Origin of the sequence: Enterobacter sp. SM3, assembly GCF_009811935.2 — a bacterium.
Lineage (GTDB): Bacteria > Pseudomonadota > Gammaproteobacteria > Enterobacterales > Enterobacteriaceae > Enterobacter > Enterobacter asburiae_D.
In genome coordinates this window covers 258,071-274,124 of sequence record NZ_CP099971.1, presented here as the reverse complement: position 1 = coordinate 274,124, position 16,054 = coordinate 258,071, and the positions used below count along the sequence as shown (strand labels likewise).

At 52.6% G+C, this 16,054-nt stretch carries 12 protein-coding genes; 3 read left to right on the top strand and 9 right to left on the bottom strand.

What is annotated here, in order from left to right; translation table 11 throughout:
• The first annotated feature begins 37 nt into the window (after positions 1-37).
• From GVO84_RS01170 to GVO84_RS01160, 3 genes are all read left to right on the top strand, one after another.
• Complete coding sequence (locus GVO84_RS01170; protein ID WP_159515298.1) at positions 38-1,579, top strand: sensor domain-containing diguanylate cyclase; 1,542 nt, start codon at positions 38-40, stop codon at positions 1,577-1,579.
• 179 nt (positions 1,580-1,758) lie between these two features.
• On the top strand, positions 1,759-2,067 hold the full coding sequence (locus tag GVO84_RS01165) for a PTS sugar transporter subunit IIB (protein ID WP_023334100.1): 309 nt from the start codon (positions 1,759-1,761) through the stop codon (positions 2,065-2,067).
• Positions 2,067-2,384, top strand: a complete 318-nt coding sequence (locus GVO84_RS01160; RefSeq protein WP_008503455.1) for a PTS lactose/cellobiose transporter subunit IIA — start codon at positions 2,067-2,069, stop codon at positions 2,382-2,384. Before GVO84_RS01165 ends, GVO84_RS01160 begins: the two co-directional genes overlap by 1 nt.
• A gap of 115 nt (positions 2,385-2,499) precedes the next feature.
• On the opposite strand, the gene rpoC is transcribed toward GVO84_RS01160, so the two are convergent.
• From rpoC to tuf, 9 genes are all read right to left on the bottom strand, one after another.
• A complete protein-coding gene (gene rpoC / locus GVO84_RS01155) occupies positions 2,500-6,723 on the bottom strand; it encodes a DNA-directed RNA polymerase subunit beta' (protein ID WP_029741888.1) in 4,224 nt (1,407 codons plus the stop codon).
• Between the two features lie 76 nt (positions 6,724-6,799).
• On the bottom strand, positions 6,800-10,828 hold the full coding sequence (rpoB, locus tag GVO84_RS01150; RefSeq protein ID WP_023334099.1) for a DNA-directed RNA polymerase subunit beta: 4,029 nt from the start codon (positions 10,826-10,828) through the stop codon (positions 6,800-6,802).
• A 319-nt stretch (positions 10,829-11,147) separates the two neighbouring features.
• Complete coding sequence (gene rplL, locus GVO84_RS01145; RefSeq protein WP_006176746.1) at positions 11,148-11,513, bottom strand: 50S ribosomal protein L7/L12; 366 nt, start codon at positions 11,511-11,513, stop codon at positions 11,148-11,150.
• Between the two features lie 66 nt (positions 11,514-11,579).
• Positions 11,580-12,077, bottom strand: a complete 498-nt coding sequence (gene rplJ / locus GVO84_RS01140) for a 50S ribosomal protein L10 (protein WP_001207203.1) — start codon at positions 12,075-12,077, stop codon at positions 11,580-11,582.
• Positions 12,078-12,368: 291 nt separating this feature from the next.
• Entirely contained in the window at positions 12,369-13,073 is a 705-nt protein-coding gene (gene rplA / locus GVO84_RS01135; protein ID WP_006810530.1) for a 50S ribosomal protein L1, read from the bottom strand.
• 3 nt (positions 13,074-13,076) lie between these two features.
• Positions 13,077-13,505, bottom strand: coding sequence for a 50S ribosomal protein L11 (rplK, locus tag GVO84_RS01130; RefSeq protein WP_008503452.1), 429 nt, complete (start codon positions 13,503-13,505; stop codon positions 13,077-13,079).
• A gap of 156 nt (positions 13,506-13,661) precedes the next feature.
• Positions 13,662-14,207 carry a transcription termination/antitermination protein NusG gene (gene nusG / locus GVO84_RS01125; RefSeq protein WP_002438628.1) on the bottom strand — a complete coding sequence of 182 codons (546 nt, stop codon included), beginning with the start codon at positions 14,205-14,207 and terminating at the stop codon, positions 13,662-13,664.
• A 1-nt stretch (position 14,208) separates the two neighbouring features.
• Positions 14,209-14,592, bottom strand: a complete 384-nt coding sequence (secE, locus tag GVO84_RS01120; RefSeq protein WP_014068449.1) for a preprotein translocase subunit SecE — start codon at positions 14,590-14,592, stop codon at positions 14,209-14,211.
• Between the two features lie 225 nt (positions 14,593-14,817).
• A complete protein-coding gene (gene tuf / locus GVO84_RS01115) occupies positions 14,818-16,002 on the bottom strand; it encodes an elongation factor Tu (RefSeq protein WP_014068448.1) in 1,185 nt (394 codons plus the stop codon).
• Positions 16,003-16,054 lie beyond the last annotated feature (52 nt).

Below are 16,054 nucleotides of genomic sequence, written 5' to 3'. Positions count from 1 at the left end.
ACGAAAAGTATTCACCATCAGGAACGATGTACAGCTCATGGCACTTCACAGCAAAAAGCTCTCTTTTACCCGGCCAATCATGCTCAGCTTCGCGGGGATCCTCTGCAGTTTTGCGGTGATCGCGATCGCGGTGACGCTTTCGCAACGAAAGGATTTTCTTGAGGATTATCACAAGATTAACAGCAATTTCACGCACAACCTGGCGGTGAACTACACCGAGTCGATCCTGCGTGAAAACGACTATATCCTGGGCCGTGCCGCGATGTACTTTTCGCGTAACGACAGGCTAAACGAGACGCTCAACGTCAACCCGACGCAAGGGCTGCAGATGGTGATGCATTTGCAGAACCTGATGCCGACCGTGTCCTCCATCTCGCTGGCAGATACGCAGGGGCATTATCTCCGCGCACCGGAAGTACTCCCCACGGAGAAGAGTAAAACCTTCGATCCCCGGACGCGGCCCTGGTTTGTCGCTCAGGCCGAAGCCAGTATCTTCAGCCACTATACTCGCCCTTACATGGACTACTTCACCGGCCATCCGACGGTCACGCTCTATAAACCCTTGATTTCACCGGAAGGCCGACTAAAAGGAACGATCGCGTTTCATCTCGATTTGACGTCAATGGGCTACACCCTGCGTCAGATGGTGGCGCCCGTTCAGGGGGAATTCTTCGTCGTCGAACGCGACGGCGCCGTTGTGCTTCACCCGGACACCGGCGCGCTCTTCAAACAGTACGTGAGCGAAGCGCTGATGGACAAAATGACCAGCGGCGAAGGCCACCTTTATGACAAGAAAAGCAACGCCTGGTATTACTACTACTCGTTTACCAATCCGGACTGGTTTGTCATCTACCGGGTCTCTGGCGAGACGCTCACCGATATCACCCGCCACGAAACGACGATTGTTGGCTGGGGGTTTGCGCTGGCGGCCATCATCATCATCCTCTTCGGCTTATACCTCCGCCACGCCTCGCGTAGCGTGCTGATGCACATTATCAATGCCATCAAAACCGGCGACGTCAGCGAGGCGCCGCGGCTGGAGGCGATGCTGAGCCACACTATCCAGTCCAATAAAGAGCGTGAGATGGCCTATGTGCGCCAGGCCACTCACGATGCGCTGACGGGCTGTAAAAACCGCCGCGCATTCGATAGTGATATCGCGGAGCTGCTGAATGCCCATCAGCCTTTCGCGCTGGCGCTGGTGGACATTGATAACTTCAAGTCGATTAACGACACGCTGGGCCACCTGACCGGTGATATCGTTCTGCGCAACGTGGCCCGCGAGGGGATCCAGATCATGCAGCCACATCACGTCTCGCTTTACCGTTACGGTGGAGAAGAGTTTGCGGTAATTTTCCAGGCTGAGCAGATGACGTCTGCGCTCTCATTGCTGGAGGCGTGGCGTATCGCTGTTGAAAAACGCGTCTGGCGAGAAGAAAACCTGCGGGTGACGTTCAGCGGCGGTCTTGGGGAGTGGCATTTTGAACCGCTGGATCAATTTGTCGGCAGCGTTGATAACGCCCTCTACAGCGCCAAGCAGCAGGGTAAAAACCGCATTAACCGAACGTCCATCAGCTAATCCCCCTCTTTCACCCTGCCCGTTTCGACGGGCCGGGTACCCGACAATGCAAAATTGTAACCGGTTTCAGAAAATCGCCGGTTTCTTTGTGATGCCTGACACACAATCGCGGTAAACCGGTTGTTGAAGCGGTCTGCACGGGATAATTATCAATAAACACATGTAGATCGAGGCTGATTATGAAGAACATCGTTTTATGTTGTGCAGCGGGAATGTCAACCAGCATGCTGGTTCAACGTATGAAAGACGCCGCGCAGAAAAAAGGGGTTGAAGTCACCATTAAAGCCGTTCCGGTTGCGGAGTTTAAAGACAACATCGCGACGGCCGACATCGTATTGCTGGGGCCACAGGTTAAATACGAGCAGGCTAAACTTCAGGCGCAGGCCGAGCCGCTGGGTAAAAAGGTCGCGGTGATCGACATGATGGATTACGGCATGATGAAAGGCGATGCCGTACTGGAAAAAGCGCTCAAACTTCTGGAGTCATAATGGAAGACTTAGAAACTACGATTATGGAACTGCTGGTCAACGCAGGCGCGGCGCGCAGTGCGGCCCTGACGGCGTTACAGATGGCGCGTAAAGGTGAGTTTGACGAAGCAGAAAAAGCGATGGAAGAGTCGCGCGAATATGTGAAGCATGCGCACACGATCCAGACGCAGCTTATCGGTCTTGACGAAGGGACCGGGAAGCTTCCGGTTAACCTGATCACCGTCCACTCTCAGGATCACCTGATGAACGCGATGGTCATTCAGGATTTGGCGGGCGATATGATTGAGCTTTATCGTCGGATCCCGTTGGTAAACTGATAACCTACAGATGTAAAAAAACCCGCCGAGGCGGGTTTTTTATTGTCGGGTGGCGCTGAGCTTACCCGACCTACGAGGCACATACCCGGTAATGTTCATCACCGGGCATCAACGATTACTCGTTGTCGGAACCGCCCAGACCTGCGTTCAGCAGTTCTGCCAGGCTCGCGGATGCATCTTCAGCAGTCACCTGCGGTGCAGCTGGCAGTTCGCCCGCAGCACGACGACGCATACGATCCTGATGGTACGCATAACCGGTACCAGCCGGGATCAGACGACCCACGATTACGTTCTCTTTCAGACCGCGCAGTTCATCACGCTTACCAGCAACAGCGGCTTCGGTCAGGACACGAGTCGTTTCCTGGAACGATGCAGCAGAGATGAAGGACTCGGTTGCCAGAGACGCTTTGGTGATACCCAGCAGATCGCGCGAGAAGGTCGCACCGATTTTGCCGTTCGCTTCCAGATCGCGGTTAGCAATCTTGACGCGTGAGTATTCAACCTGCTCGCCTTCCAGGAACTCGGAGCTGCCTGCGTTTTCGATGGTTGCTTTACGCAGCATCTGACGAACGATAACTTCGATGTGCTTATCGTTAATCTTAACGCCCTGCAGACGGTAAACGTCCTGCACTTCGTTGGTGATGTAACGCGTTACCGCGTGTACGCCACGAAGACGCAGAATATCGTGCGGAGCTTCTGGACCATCGGAAACCACGTCACCACGTTCTACACGTTCACCTTCGAACACGTTGAGCTGACGCCACTTAGGAATCATCTCTTCGTACGGTTCGCTGCCATCTACTGGAGTGATAACCAGACGGCGCTTCCCTTTGGTCTCTTTACCGAAGGAGATGATACCGCTGATTTCAGCCAGGATTGCAGGCTCTTTCGGACGACGTGCTTCGAACAGATCCGCAACGCGTGGCAGACCACCGGTGATGTCCTTGGTACCGCTGGATTCCTGTGGAATACGCGCCAGAGCATCACCCGCACCGATCTGAATGCCATCTTCCAGCTGAACGATCGCTTTACCCGGCAGGAAGTACTGCGCAGGCATGTCGGTACCAGGGATCAGAACGTCGTTACCCTGAGCATCAACGATTTTCAGTGCAGGACGCAGATCTTTACCACCGGTAGTACGTTCAGCAGAATCCAGAACCACCAGAGAAGACAGACCGGTCAGCTCGTCGGTCTGACGAGTAATGGTCTGGCCGTCGATCATGTCAGTGAAGCGGATGAAACCACTTACTTCGGTGATAACCGGCATGGTGTGTGGATCCCAGTTTGCAACGGTTTCACCGCCGGCAACCTGCTCGCCATCACCTTTCGCCATAACCGCACCGTAAGGCACTTTATAGCTCTCTTTGGTACGACCGAATTCGTCGATCAGTTTCAGCTCGGTGTTACGTGAGGTCACAACCAGCTTGCCAGCGGAGTTAACAACAGACTTCGCGTTGCTGAGCTTGATGCTACCTTTGTTTTTCACCTGGATGCTGGATTCAGCAGCCGCACGAGATGCCGCACCACCGATGTGGAACGTACGCATCGTCAGCTGTGTACCCGGCTCACCGATGGACTGTGCCGCGATAACGCCGATTGCTTCACCTTTGTTGATGATGTGGCCACGCGCCAGGTCACGACCGTAGCAGTGCGCACATACACCAAAGTCGGTGTCACAGGATACAACGGAACGTACTTTCACGGAGTCAACAGAGTTCGCTTCCAGCAGGTCACACCAGTGCTCGTGCAGCAGCGTGTTGCGTGGAACCAGAATGTCCGCAGTACCCGGCTTCAGAATGTCTTCCGCGGTCACACGACCCAGAACGCGATCGCGCAGTGGCTCTTTAACATCACCACCCTCGATAACCGGGGTCATGGTGATACCTTCGAGGGTGCCACAATCGTCTTCGGTCACAACCAGATCCTGGGCAACGTCAACCAGACGACGCGTCAGATAACCGGAGTTCGCTGTTTTCAGTGCGGTATCCGCCAGACCTTTACGAGCACCGTGCGTGGAGATGAAGTACTGGAGTACGTTCAGACCTTCACGGAAGTTCGCGGTGATTGGCGTTTCGATGATGGAGCCATCTGGCTTCGCCATCAGACCACGCATACCTGCCAGCTGACGAATCTGTGCTGCGGAACCACGCGCACCGGAGTCGGCCATCATGTAGATGCTGTTGAAGGAAACCTGCTGCTCTTCTACGCCGTCACGGTTAATCACGGTTTCGGTCTGCAGGTTATCCATCATCGCTTTGGATACACGATCGTTCGCCGCTGCCCAGATATCGATAACTTTGTTATAGCGTTCGCCCGCGGTAACCAGACCAGACTGGAACTGCTCCTGGATCTCAGCAACTTCGGCTTCCGCTTCAGAGATGATCTCGTGTTTCTTCTCTGGGATGACCATGTCATCGATACCAACAGATGCACCTGAACGCGCTGCATAAGCAAAGCCGGTATACATTGTCTGGTCAGCGAAGATAACGGTCGGCTTCAGACCCAGAATGCGGTAACAGGTGTTCAGCATTTTGGAGATCGCTTTCTTGCCCAGCGCCTGGTTGACGATGGAGAAAGGCAGACCTTTCGGTACGATCATCCACAGAATGGCACGGCCAACGGTCGTGTCTTTCAGGCTGGTTTTCGCAACGAATTCGCCGTTTTCATCTTTTTCGTATTCGGTGATACGCACTTTAACGCGCGCATGCAGAGAGGCCAGGCCAGCGCGATAAATACGCTCAGCTTCTTTCGGGCCAGTCAGCACCATGCCTTCGCCTTTGGCGTTAACACAGTCACGGGTCATGTAGTACAGACCCAGTACAACGTCCTGAGAAGGAACGATGATAGGTTCACCGTTCGCTGGGGACAGGATGTTGTTGGTAGACATCATCAGCGCACGCGCTTCGAGCTGGGCTTCCAGCGTCAGCGGTACGTGAACAGCCATCTGGTCACCATCGAAGTCGGCGTTATATGCCGCACAAACCAGCGGGTGCAGCTGGATAGCTTTACCTTCGATCAGGACTGGCTCAAATGCCTGGATACCCAAACGGTGCAGAGTTGGTGCACGGTTCAGCAGTACCGGGTGTTCGCGGATAACTTCGTCCAGGATATCCCAAACGACAGCTTCTTCACGCTCAACCATTTTCTTAGCGGCTTTGATGGTGGTGGCGAGGCCACGCAGTTCCAGCTTGCCGTAGATGAACGGTTTGAACAGCTCCAGTGCCATTTTCTTCGGCAGACCGCACTGATGCAGACGCAGGTATGGACCTACGGTGATTACAGAACGACCGGAGTAGTCAACACGCTTACCGAGCAGGTTCTGACGGAAGCGACCCTGTTTACCTTTGATCATGTCGGCCAAAGATTTCAGAGGACGCTTGTTAGAACCGGTGATCGCACGACCGCGACGACCGTTATCCAGCAGGGCATCTACCGCTTCCTGCAGCATACGTTTTTCGTTGCGTACGATGATGTCCGGCGCAGCCAGATCCAGCAGACGTTTCAGACGGTTGTTACGGTTGATCACGCGACGATACAGATCGTTCAGATCGGACGTTGCGAAACGCCCACCATCCAGCGGAACCAGTGGACGCAGATCTGGCGGCAGAACCGGCAGAACGGTCAGGATCATCCACTCTGGTTTGTTACCAGACTGAACGAACGCTTCCAGCAGTTTGATACGCTTGGTCAGCTTTTTACGTTTGGTTTCGGAGTTGGTTTCGTTCAGCTCTTCACGCAGCTGCTCGCACTCTTGCTCCAGATCCATGCTCTTCAGCAGGGCCTGAATAGCTTCCGCACCCATCTTCGCGTCGAATTCGTCACCGAACTCTTCCAGCGCGTCCAGATACTGCTCTTCAGTCAGGATCTGATGACGTTCCAGGTTCGTCATCCCGCCTTCGATAACCACATAAGATTCGAAGTACAGAACGCGTTCGATATCGCGCAGCGGCATATCCAGCAGCAGACCGATACGGGACGGCAGAGATTTCAGGAACCAGATATGAGCGGTCGGAGACGCCAGCTCGATGTGGCCCATGCGCTCACGACGCACTTTGGTCTGGGTCACTTCAACGCCGCACTTCTCACAGATCACACCACGGTGTTTCAGGCGCTTGTACTTACCGCACAGGCACTCGTAATCTTTTACTGGCCCGAAAATACGCGCACAGAAAAGGCCGTCACGCTCAGGTTTGAACGTACGGTAGTTGATGGTTTCCGGCTTTTTAACTTCACCGAAAGACCATGAACGGATCATGTCTGGCGAAGCCAGAGCAATTTTGATCGCATCAAACTCTTCGGTTTTAGTCTGCGCTTTCAGAAACTTTAATAAATCTTTCACGGATTTGCTCCCGTCGGAGTTAGCACAATCTGGTGCCGGGGGTTAACCCGGCACCAGTGACCTGTTTGAGCGAGAATTACTCGTCTTCCAGTTCGATGTTGATACCCAGCGAACGAATCTCTTTCAACAGTACGTTGAAGGATTCTGGCATGCCCGGTTCCATCTGATGGTTGCCGTCCACGATGTTTTTATACATCTTGGTACGACCGTTCACGTCATCAGACTTAACGGTGAGCATTTCCTGCAGGGTGTATGCCGCGCCGTATGCTTCCAGCGCCCACACTTCCATCTCCCCGAAGCGCTGACCACCGAACTGTGCCTTACCACCCAGCGGCTGCTGAGTAACCAGGCTGTAAGAACCGGTAGAACGAGCGTGCATCTTGTCGTCGACCAGGTGGTTCAGTTTCAGCATGTACATGTAACCTACGGTTACCGGACGCTCGAACTGTTCACCGGTACGGCCGTCAAACAGCGTAATCTGACCAGACGTTGGCAGACCACCCAGTTGCAGCAGCTCTTTAATTTCAGCTTCTTTCGCACCATCGAAGACCGGCGTTGCGATTGGCATACCTTTTTTCAGGTTCTCAGCCAGACGCAGCACTTCTTCATCGCTGAAGGTATTCAGGTCGACTTTCTGACGCACGTCGGTACCCAGATCGTAGGCACGCTGGATGAATTCGCGCAGTTTCGCGACTTCTTCCTGCTGCTTCAGCATGGCGTTAATCTTGTCGCCGATACCTTTCGCAGCCATACCCAGGTGAGTTTCCAGGATCTGACCGATGTTCATACGAGACGGTACGCCCAGCGGGTTCAGTACGATATCTACCGGCGTACCGTTAGCATCGTGCGGCATATCTTCGATCGGGTTGATCTTAGAGATAACACCCTTGTTACCGTGACGACCTGCCATCTTATCACCAGGCTGGATCTGACGTTTAACGGCCAGATACACCTTAACAATCTTCAGCACGCCTGGTGCCAGATCGTCGCCCTGAGTGATTTTGCGGCGTTTCGCTTCGAGTTTTTTCTCGAACTCGTGTTTCAGTTCGTCATACTGCTCAGCCAGCTGTTCCAGCTGATTTTGTTTCTCTTCGTCGGTCAGGCCCAGTTCCAGCCAGCGATCGCGTGGCAGTTTGTCGAGCTTCTCAGCTTCAACGCCACCGGCAACCAGCACCGCATAGATACGGCTGAACAGACCCGCTTCGAGGATCTGCAGTTCTTCAGACAGGTCTTTCTTAGCCTGTTTGAGCTGCATCTCTTCGATTTCCAGCGCACGCTTATCTTTCTCAACGCCGTCACGGGTGAAGACCTGAACATCGATAACCGTACCGGAAACACCGTTTGGTACGCGCAGAGAAGAGTCTTTAACGTCAGACGCTTTCTCACCGAAGATTGCACGCAGCAGTTTCTCTTCTGGCGTCAGCTGGGTTTCACCTTTAGGCGTAACCTTACCAACCAGAATGTCGCCGCCGGTCACTTCCGCACCGATGTAAACGATACCGGATTCATCCAGTTTGGAGAGCGCAGCTTCACCCACGTTAGGGATGTCAGCGGTGATCTCTTCTGGCCCCAGCTTGGTGTCACGAGACACACATGCCAGTTCCTGAATGTGGATGGTGGTGAAACGATCTTCCTGAACCACACGCTCGGAGACGAGGATGGAGTCTTCGAAGTTGTAACCGTTCCACGGCATGAACGCTACGCGCATGTTCTGACCGAGCGCCAGTTCACCGAGGTCGGTGGACGGACCGTCTGCCAGCACGTCGCCGCGCTCAACTGGCTCACCCAGAGATACACAAGGCATCTGGTTGATACAGGTGTTCTGGTTAGAACGGGTGTATTTGGTCAGGTTATAAATGTCGATACCTGCTTCGCCCGGATACATCTCGTCTTCGTTAACTTTGATAACGATACGGGATGCATCGACGTACTGAACAGTACCGCCACGTTTAGCAACCGCAGTAACACCGGAGTCAACGGCAACAGCACGTTCCATACCGGTACCAACCAGCGGCTTATCAGCGCGCAAAGTTGGAACGGCCTGACGTTGCATGTTCGCACCCATCAATGCACGGTTGGCGTCATCGTGTTCCAGGAACGGGATCAGGGACGCACCGACGGATACCACCTGCTGGGTGGATACGTCCATGTAGTCAACCTGGTCGCGGCTGAACAGGCTTGATTCGCCTTTGCTACGGCAGGTAACCAGATCTTCTACAAAGTGGCCTTCGTCATCCAGGTTGGAGTTCGCCTGAGCGATAACGTAGTTGCCTTCTTCAATAGCAGACAGGTAATGAATTTCGTCGGTTACAACACCGTCAGTCACTTTACGGTACGGGGTCTCGAGGAAACCGTATTCGTTAGTCTGTGCGTACACGGACAGGGAGTTGATCAGACCGATGTTTGGACCTTCAGGCGTTTCGATTGGACATACGCGACCATAGTGCGTCGGGTGTACGTCTCGAACTTCAAAGCCTGCACGTTCACGGGTCAGACCGCCTGGGCCGAGTGCAGAGATACGACGTTTGTGCGTAATCTCAGACAGCGGGTTGTTCTGGTCCATGAACTGAGACAGCTGGCTTGAACCGAAGAACTCTTTCACTGCTGCAGAAATCGGCTTGGCGTTGATCATATCCTGAGGCATCAGGGTATCCAGATCGCCCAGAGACAGACGCTCTTTCACCGCACGCTCTACACGTACCAGGCCAACGCGGAATTGGTTTTCCGCCATTTCGCCTACGGAACGGATACGACGGTTGCCGAGGTGGTCGATATCGTCCACTTCGCCTTTACCGTTACGGATATCGATGAGCTTCTTCATCACTTCGATGATGTCGTCTTTACTCAGGATACCGGAACCTTCGATTTCGTCGCGCAGCAGAGAACGGTTGAACTTCATACGACCAACCGCGGACAGATCGTAGCGGTCTTCGGAGAAGAACAGGTTCTCGAACAGGCTTTCCGCCGCTTCGCGAGTTGGTGGCTCACCAGGACGCATCATGCGGTAGATTTCTACCAGCGCGCTCAGACGATCGGTAGTTGGGTCGACGCGAATAGTCTCAGAGATATACGCGCCGTGGTCCAGATCGTTGGTGAACAGCGTTTCGATACGTTTGTGGCCAGACTGGCTCAGCTTAGCCAGCAGATCCAGGCTCAGCTCCATGTTCGCTGGGCAGATCAGCTCACCCGTTGATTCATCAACGTAATCTTTCGCGGCTACTTTTCCTGCAATGTACTCAACCGGAACTTCGATGAGTTTGATATCATCTTTTTCCAGCTGGCGGATGTGGCGCGCGGTGATACGGCGACCTTTTTCCACATACACTTTGCCGTCGGCTTCGATGTCGAACGACGCGGTCTCACCACGCAGACGTTCCGGCACCAGCTCCATCTGCAGCTTGTTGTCGCGGATTTCAAAGATCACTTTCTCAAAGAACAGGTCAAGGATCTGTTCAGTGGTGTATTGCAGCGCACGCAGAATGATGGTTGCAGGCAGCTTACGACGACGGTCGATACGGACAAACAGGTTGTCTTTCGGATCGAACTCGAAGTCCAGCCATGAACCACGGTAAGGAATGATGCGTGCGTTATACAGTACTTTACCGGAAGAGTGTGTTTTACCTTTATCGCTGTCGAAGAAGACGCCCGGGCTACGATGCAGCTGGGAAACGATAACACGCTCAGTACCGTTGATAACGAAAGTACCGTTGTCCGTCATGAGTGGAATTTCACCCATGTAGACTTCTTGTTCTTTAATGTCTTTTACGGTGCCTTCCGGCGCTTCGCGCTCGTAGATCACCAGACGCAGTTTTACGCGCAGCGGTGCGGAATAGGTCACGCCACGGATCTGACATTCCTGAACGTCAAACACCGGTTCGCCAAGGCGGTAGCTGACGTACTGCAGCTCGGAGTTACCGCTGTAGCTCTGAATCGGGAACACGGAACGGAAGGCTGCTTCCAGACCGTACTGCCCTTCAGGATCTTGCTCGATAAACTTCTGGAACGAGTCAAGCTGGATAGAAAGGAGATATGGAATGTCCAGAACTTGTGGACGTTTACCAAAATCCTTACGAATACGTTTTTTCTCGGTATAGGAGTAAACCATAGGGTTCCTCAGCTCGCTGACAAGTCGACCCATCTGTCCGACGAAGGGACAGTTTGTGCAACACCATTTTGTGGACCGGAAAATTGAATACTTTCCGCAATACCTGTTGCTATCACGCTTAAATCATTTCGTCGCGATTTACACAGAGCGAGCACCCTGTCGCAATATATTAAGTCGTCGATAGAAACATGCATTGTCAGGACAACCAGCAGTCAAACAGTGTGAAATGCTACTGATGCCTTACAGCGCAAAAAGGCTGGTGACTAAAAAGTCACCAGCCATCAGCCTAATGACTTAGGCTGCAACCAGAAAAGTTGGCTTATTTAACTTCAACTTCAGCGCCAGCTTCTTCCAGAGATTTTTTCAGTGCTTCTGCGTCGTCTTTGCTCACGCCTTCTTTCAGCGCAGCTGGAGCAGATTCTACCAGGTCTTTAGCTTCTTTCAGACCCAGGCCAGTTGCGCCACGTACTGCTTTGATAACAGCAACTTTGTTAGCGCCAGCAGCTTTCAGAATTACGTCGAATTCAGTTTTTTCTTCAGCAGCTTCAGCCGGGCCCGCAGCTACAGCTACAGCAGCAGCAGCAGAAACACCGAATTTTTCTTCCATTGCAGAAATCAGTTCTACAACGTCCATTACGGACATAGCTGCAACTGCTTCAATGATTTGATCTTTAGTGATAGACATTTAAATTGTTCCTGAAAATCAGAATAAGTTTATACGTAAGCGAATGCTTTATAAAGATAACTGCGATTAAGCAGCTTCTTTCGCATCGCGAACAGCAGCCAGAGTGCGAACCAGTTTGCCAGCCGAAGCTTCTTTCATGGTTGCCATCAGGCGTGCAATTGCTTCTTCGTAGGTCGGCAGGGTTGCCAGGCGATCGATTTGCGATGCCGGGATCAACTCACCTTCAAAGGCTGCAGCTTTGACCTCAAATTTTGCATTCGCTTTCGCGAACTCTTTGAACAGACGAGCAGCAGCGCCCGGGTGTTCCATAGAGTATGCAATCAGGGTCGGACCAACAAACGTGTCTTTCAGGCACTCGAACTGAGTACCTTCAACTACGCGACGCAGCAGGGTGTTACGAACAACACGCATGTATACGCCAGCTTCACGACCTGCTTTACGCAGTTCAGTCATTTTGTCTACAGTAACGCCACGGGAATCCGCAACTACTGCAGACAGCGCGCCTTTGGCTACTTCGCTGACTTCAGCAACAATCGCTTGTTTGTCTTGAAGATTTAAAGCCATTAGCTTTGCTCCTGGATGTTTGCCGGAACTCATGTTCCGGAACTCACTTCACTCTTCCCAACGGAAAGAGCGTCTTAATACGGTGAGCAGAAACAAGCCAGAGTATCCAAAAATAATCTTAGCGTTCTGTCACCGTCTACGCAGGGGATTAAGTCTCTTGCGAAACACCTGCGGTCTTCGACGGAGGCCTGGATTAGGCCAGGCTCCAACGAACAAATCTTTTAGCCGCTAACTTTCGTTAGCAAACGTGGGGGTAAGATTGTAGACAAAATCACCGCCCACGTAAAGGCATTAGTTTGCAGCAGCGCTCAGGCCAGCCTGGTCAACTGCAACACCTGCACCCATGGTGGTGGAGATGCTAACTTTCTTGATGTACACGCCTTTCGCCTGAGTTGGTTTTGCTTTTTTCAGCGCAACCAGCAGAGCTTCCAGGTTTTCTTTCAGTTTGTCAGCGTCAAAGTCCACTTTACCGATGGTGGTGTGGATGATGCCGTTTTTGTCGTTACGATAACGAACCTGACCTGCTTTAGCGTTCTTAACCGCTTCAGCAACGTTAGGAGTTACAGTACCCACTTTCGGGTTTGGCATCAGGCCGCGTGGACCCAGAACCTGGCCCAGCTGGCCAACAACGCGCATTGCATCTGGAGAAGCAATAACAACGTCAAAGTTCATTTCGCCTTTCTTGATCTGATCAGCCAGATCTTCCATACCTACCAGTTCAGCGCCGGCAGCTTTAGCAGCTTCAGCGTTTGCACCCTGAGCAAATACAGCTACGCGAACGGAACGGCCAGTACCGTGTGGCAGTACAGTTGCGCCACGAACGTTCTGATCGGATTTACGAGCGTCGATGCCGAGGTTAACAGCAACGTCAACGCTTTCAACGAACTTAGCAGTTGCCAGTTCTTTCAGCAGAGCGATAGCTTCGTTGATGTCGTACTGTTTGGTCGCATCAACTTTGTCACGGATCACGGACATGCGCTTGGTCAGTTTAGCCATTTCTTAGTCCTCCACTACCAGGCCCATGGAACGTGCAGTACCTTCGATTGAGCGAGTCATCGCTTCAATGTCGGCACCAGTCATGTCGGCAGCTTTGGTCTGCGCGATTTCCTGCAGCTGAGCGCGGGAAATTTTACCCACTTTGTCTTTGTTCGGTTTACCGGAACCAGACTTGATACCAGCCGCTTTCTTCAGCAGAACTGCTGCTGGAGGGGTTTTGGTAACGAAAGTGAAAGAACGGTCAGCGTAAACAGTGATTACGACTGGGATTGGCAGACCTTTTTCCAGGGATTCGGTTTTGGCGTTGAACGCTTTACAGAATTCCATGATGTTCACACCCTGCTGACCCAGAGCTGGACCAACTGGTGGACTTGGGTTCGCCATACCAGCTGCAACCTGCAGCTTGACGTAGGCTTGTACTTTCTTAGCCATTCTAAAATCCTCTGATTGGGTAATAGCGCCTCAGGGAGGCTCCCCGTGAATAAAATTCGTTTTACGGGCCGGGGCCCATAAAAACAAAAGGCGCGAAATTGTATTCCAATCTCGCGCCCTGTGCAACGATTAAATCGCCGCTTTTTTGATCGCTGCTTAGGCTTTTTCGACCTGCGCAAAGTCCAGTTCTACCGGGGTCGCACGACCGAAGATAGAAACAGAAACTTTCAGGCGGGACTTCTCGTAGTCCACTTCTTCAACGACGCCGTTAAAGTCAGCAAACGGACCGTCGCTAACACGAACCATTTCACCCGGTTCAAACAGCGTTTTAGGACGCGGCTTATCACCCACCTGCTGCAGGCGGTTCATAATCGCATCAACTTCTTTGTCGCTGATTGGCGCCGGACGGTCAGACGTGCCGCCGATAAAGCCCATCACGCGCGGTACGCTGCGCACCAGGTGCCAGCTCGCGTCGTTCATCACCATCTGAACCAGCACGTAACCCGGGAAGAATTTACGCTCGCTTTTGCGACGTTGGCCGCCACGGATCTCAACCACTTCTTCGGTCGGAACCATAACTTCGCCAAATAACTCTTCCATGTTGTGTAATTTGATATGCTCACGCAGCGACGTTGCTACGCGGCCTTCAAAACCGGAAAACGCCTGAACGACGTACCAACGCTTTTTAGGGGCTTCAGACATCTTAGAACCTCAGGCCAGTAATAAAGGAAACCAGGCGAACCAGAATACCATCCAGTCCCCACAGGATCAGTGACATTACAGCGGTAACCGCCGCTACGATCAGCGTGGTGTGCAATGTTTCCTGGCGAGTCGGCCAAATGACCTTGCGGACTTCGGTACGCGCTTCACGTGCAAAAGCAACGGTTGCTTTACCTTTAGTCGTCAACAGCGCGACACCGCCCGCTGCAGCAATCAGAATCACCACTGCCAGCGCGCGGAGCGGCAGCATCATGTCACGATAAAGATAGTTGCCAACGATTGCCACAATCAGCAGCACGGCAACAGCGACCCACTTCATCGCTTCCAGGCCGCGCCCGCTCCCTTGAGCTTCGGTATTCGCACTCATAAACCAACCTGTCAGAAGAATTCTACAAATAATTTCACCCCGCGATTGCGAGGCGAGCCAAATCGAAATAATCCCTTTATGGATTATACGCTCTCTGCAGAGCCTGTCTCAGCAATGATTATGACAAAAATAATCACTGATGAGCCAGGTTCTGATGTGAAAGCGTGCAAAAAGGGCATCAAATGATGCCCTTTTCATGCGCATTGCGTCAAATGTTATCAGCGATTAGCCGAGAACTTTAGCAACCACGCCCGCGCCAACGGTACGGCCACCTTCACGGATTGCGAAACGCAGACCGTCGTCCATCGCGATTGGGTGGATCAGCGTCACAACCATCTTGATGTTGTCGCCTGGCATTACCATCTCAACGCCTTCTGGCAGTTCGATGGTACCGGTCACGTCAGTTGTACGGAAGTAGAACTGTGGACGGTAGCCTTTGAAGAACGGAGTATGACGGCCGCCTTCGTCTTTGGACAGAATGTACACTTCAGATTCGAACTTGGTGTGTGGCTTGATTGAGCCTGGCTTCGCCAGAACCTGACCACGTTCGATTTCTTCACGTTTGATACCACGCAGCAGAACACCAACGTTCTCACCAGCACGGCCTTCGTCCAGCAGTTTGCGGAACATTTCAACGCCAGTACAGGTAGACTTCGCAGTCTCTTTGATACCAACGATTTCAACTTCTTCGCCAACTTTGATGATACCGCGCTCTACACGACCGGTAACAACGGTACCACGACCGGAGATGGAGAATACGTCTTCGATTGGCAGCAGGAATGGCTTGTCAATCGCACGCTCTGGTTCTGGGATGTAAGAATCCAGGAAGCCAGCCAGTTCGATGATTTTCGCTTCCCACTCAGCTTCGCCTTCCAGCGCTTTCAGAGCAGAACCACGAACGATTGGAGTATCGTCGCCTGGGAAATCGTACTGAGACAGCAGTTCACGAACTTCCATCTCTACCAGTTCCAGCAGCTCTTCATCATCAACCATGTCGCATTTGTTCAGGAACACGATGATGAAAGGAACGCCTACCTGACGACCCAGCAGGATGTGCTCACGAGTCTGAGGCATTGGGCCGTCAGTCGCAGCAACAACCAGGATCGCGCCGTCCATCTGCGCAGCACCGGTGATCATGTTTTTAACATAGTCGGCGTGGCCTGGGCAGTCTACGTGTGCGTAGTGGCGAGTCGGGGTGTCGTACTCAACGTGAGAGGTGTTGATGGTGATACCACGAGCTTTTTCTTCTGGTGCGTTATCGATCTGGTCGAATGCGCGAGCAGAACCACCGTAGGTTTTTGCCAGAACGGTAGTGATTGCAGCGGTCAGCGTTGTTTTACCATGGTCAACGTGGCCGATAGTACCGACGTTAACGTGCGGTTTTGTACGTTCAAACTTTTCTTTAGACATCGATTGTCCCTCTAAGACACGGATAAATCGGTGATATCACCACATCAACCAG

What these genes read in the sequence shown, in the direction of transcription:
- GVO84_RS01170 (WP_159515298.1), top strand. Translation starts at nt 38, where the DNA reads ATGGCACTTCACAGCAAAAAGCTCTCTTTTACCCGGCCAATCATGCTC.
- GVO84_RS01165 (WP_023334100.1), top strand. Translation starts at nt 1,759, where the DNA reads ATGAAGAACATCGTTTTATGTTGTGCAGCGGGAATGTCAACCAGCATG.
- GVO84_RS01160 (WP_008503455.1), top strand. Translation starts at nt 2,067, where the DNA reads ATGGAAGACTTAGAAACTACGATTATGGAACTGCTGGTCAACGCAGGC.
- rpoB (WP_023334099.1), bottom strand. Translation starts at nt 10,828, where the DNA reads ATGGTTTACTCCTATACCGAGAAAAAACGTATTCGTAAGGATTTTGGT.
- rplL (WP_006176746.1), bottom strand. Translation starts at nt 11,513, where the DNA reads ATGTCTATCACTAAAGATCAAATCATTGAAGCAGTTGCAGCTATGTCC.
- rplJ (WP_001207203.1), bottom strand. Translation starts at nt 12,077, where the DNA reads ATGGCTTTAAATCTTCAAGACAAACAAGCGATTGTTGCTGAAGTCAGC.
- rplA (WP_006810530.1), bottom strand. Translation starts at nt 13,073, where the DNA reads ATGGCTAAACTGACCAAGCGCATGTCCGTGATCCGTGACAAAGTTGAT.
- rplK (WP_008503452.1), bottom strand. Translation starts at nt 13,505, where the DNA reads ATGGCTAAGAAAGTACAAGCCTACGTCAAGCTGCAGGTTGCAGCTGGT.
- nusG (WP_002438628.1), bottom strand. Translation starts at nt 14,207, where the DNA reads ATGTCTGAAGCCCCTAAAAAGCGTTGGTACGTCGTTCAGGCGTTTTCC.
- secE (WP_014068449.1), bottom strand. Translation starts at nt 14,592, where the DNA reads ATGAGTGCGAATACCGAAGCTCAAGGGAGCGGGCGCGGCCTGGAAGCG.
- tuf (WP_014068448.1), bottom strand. Translation starts at nt 16,002, where the DNA reads ATGTCTAAAGAAAAGTTTGAACGTACAAAACCGCACGTTAACGTCGGT.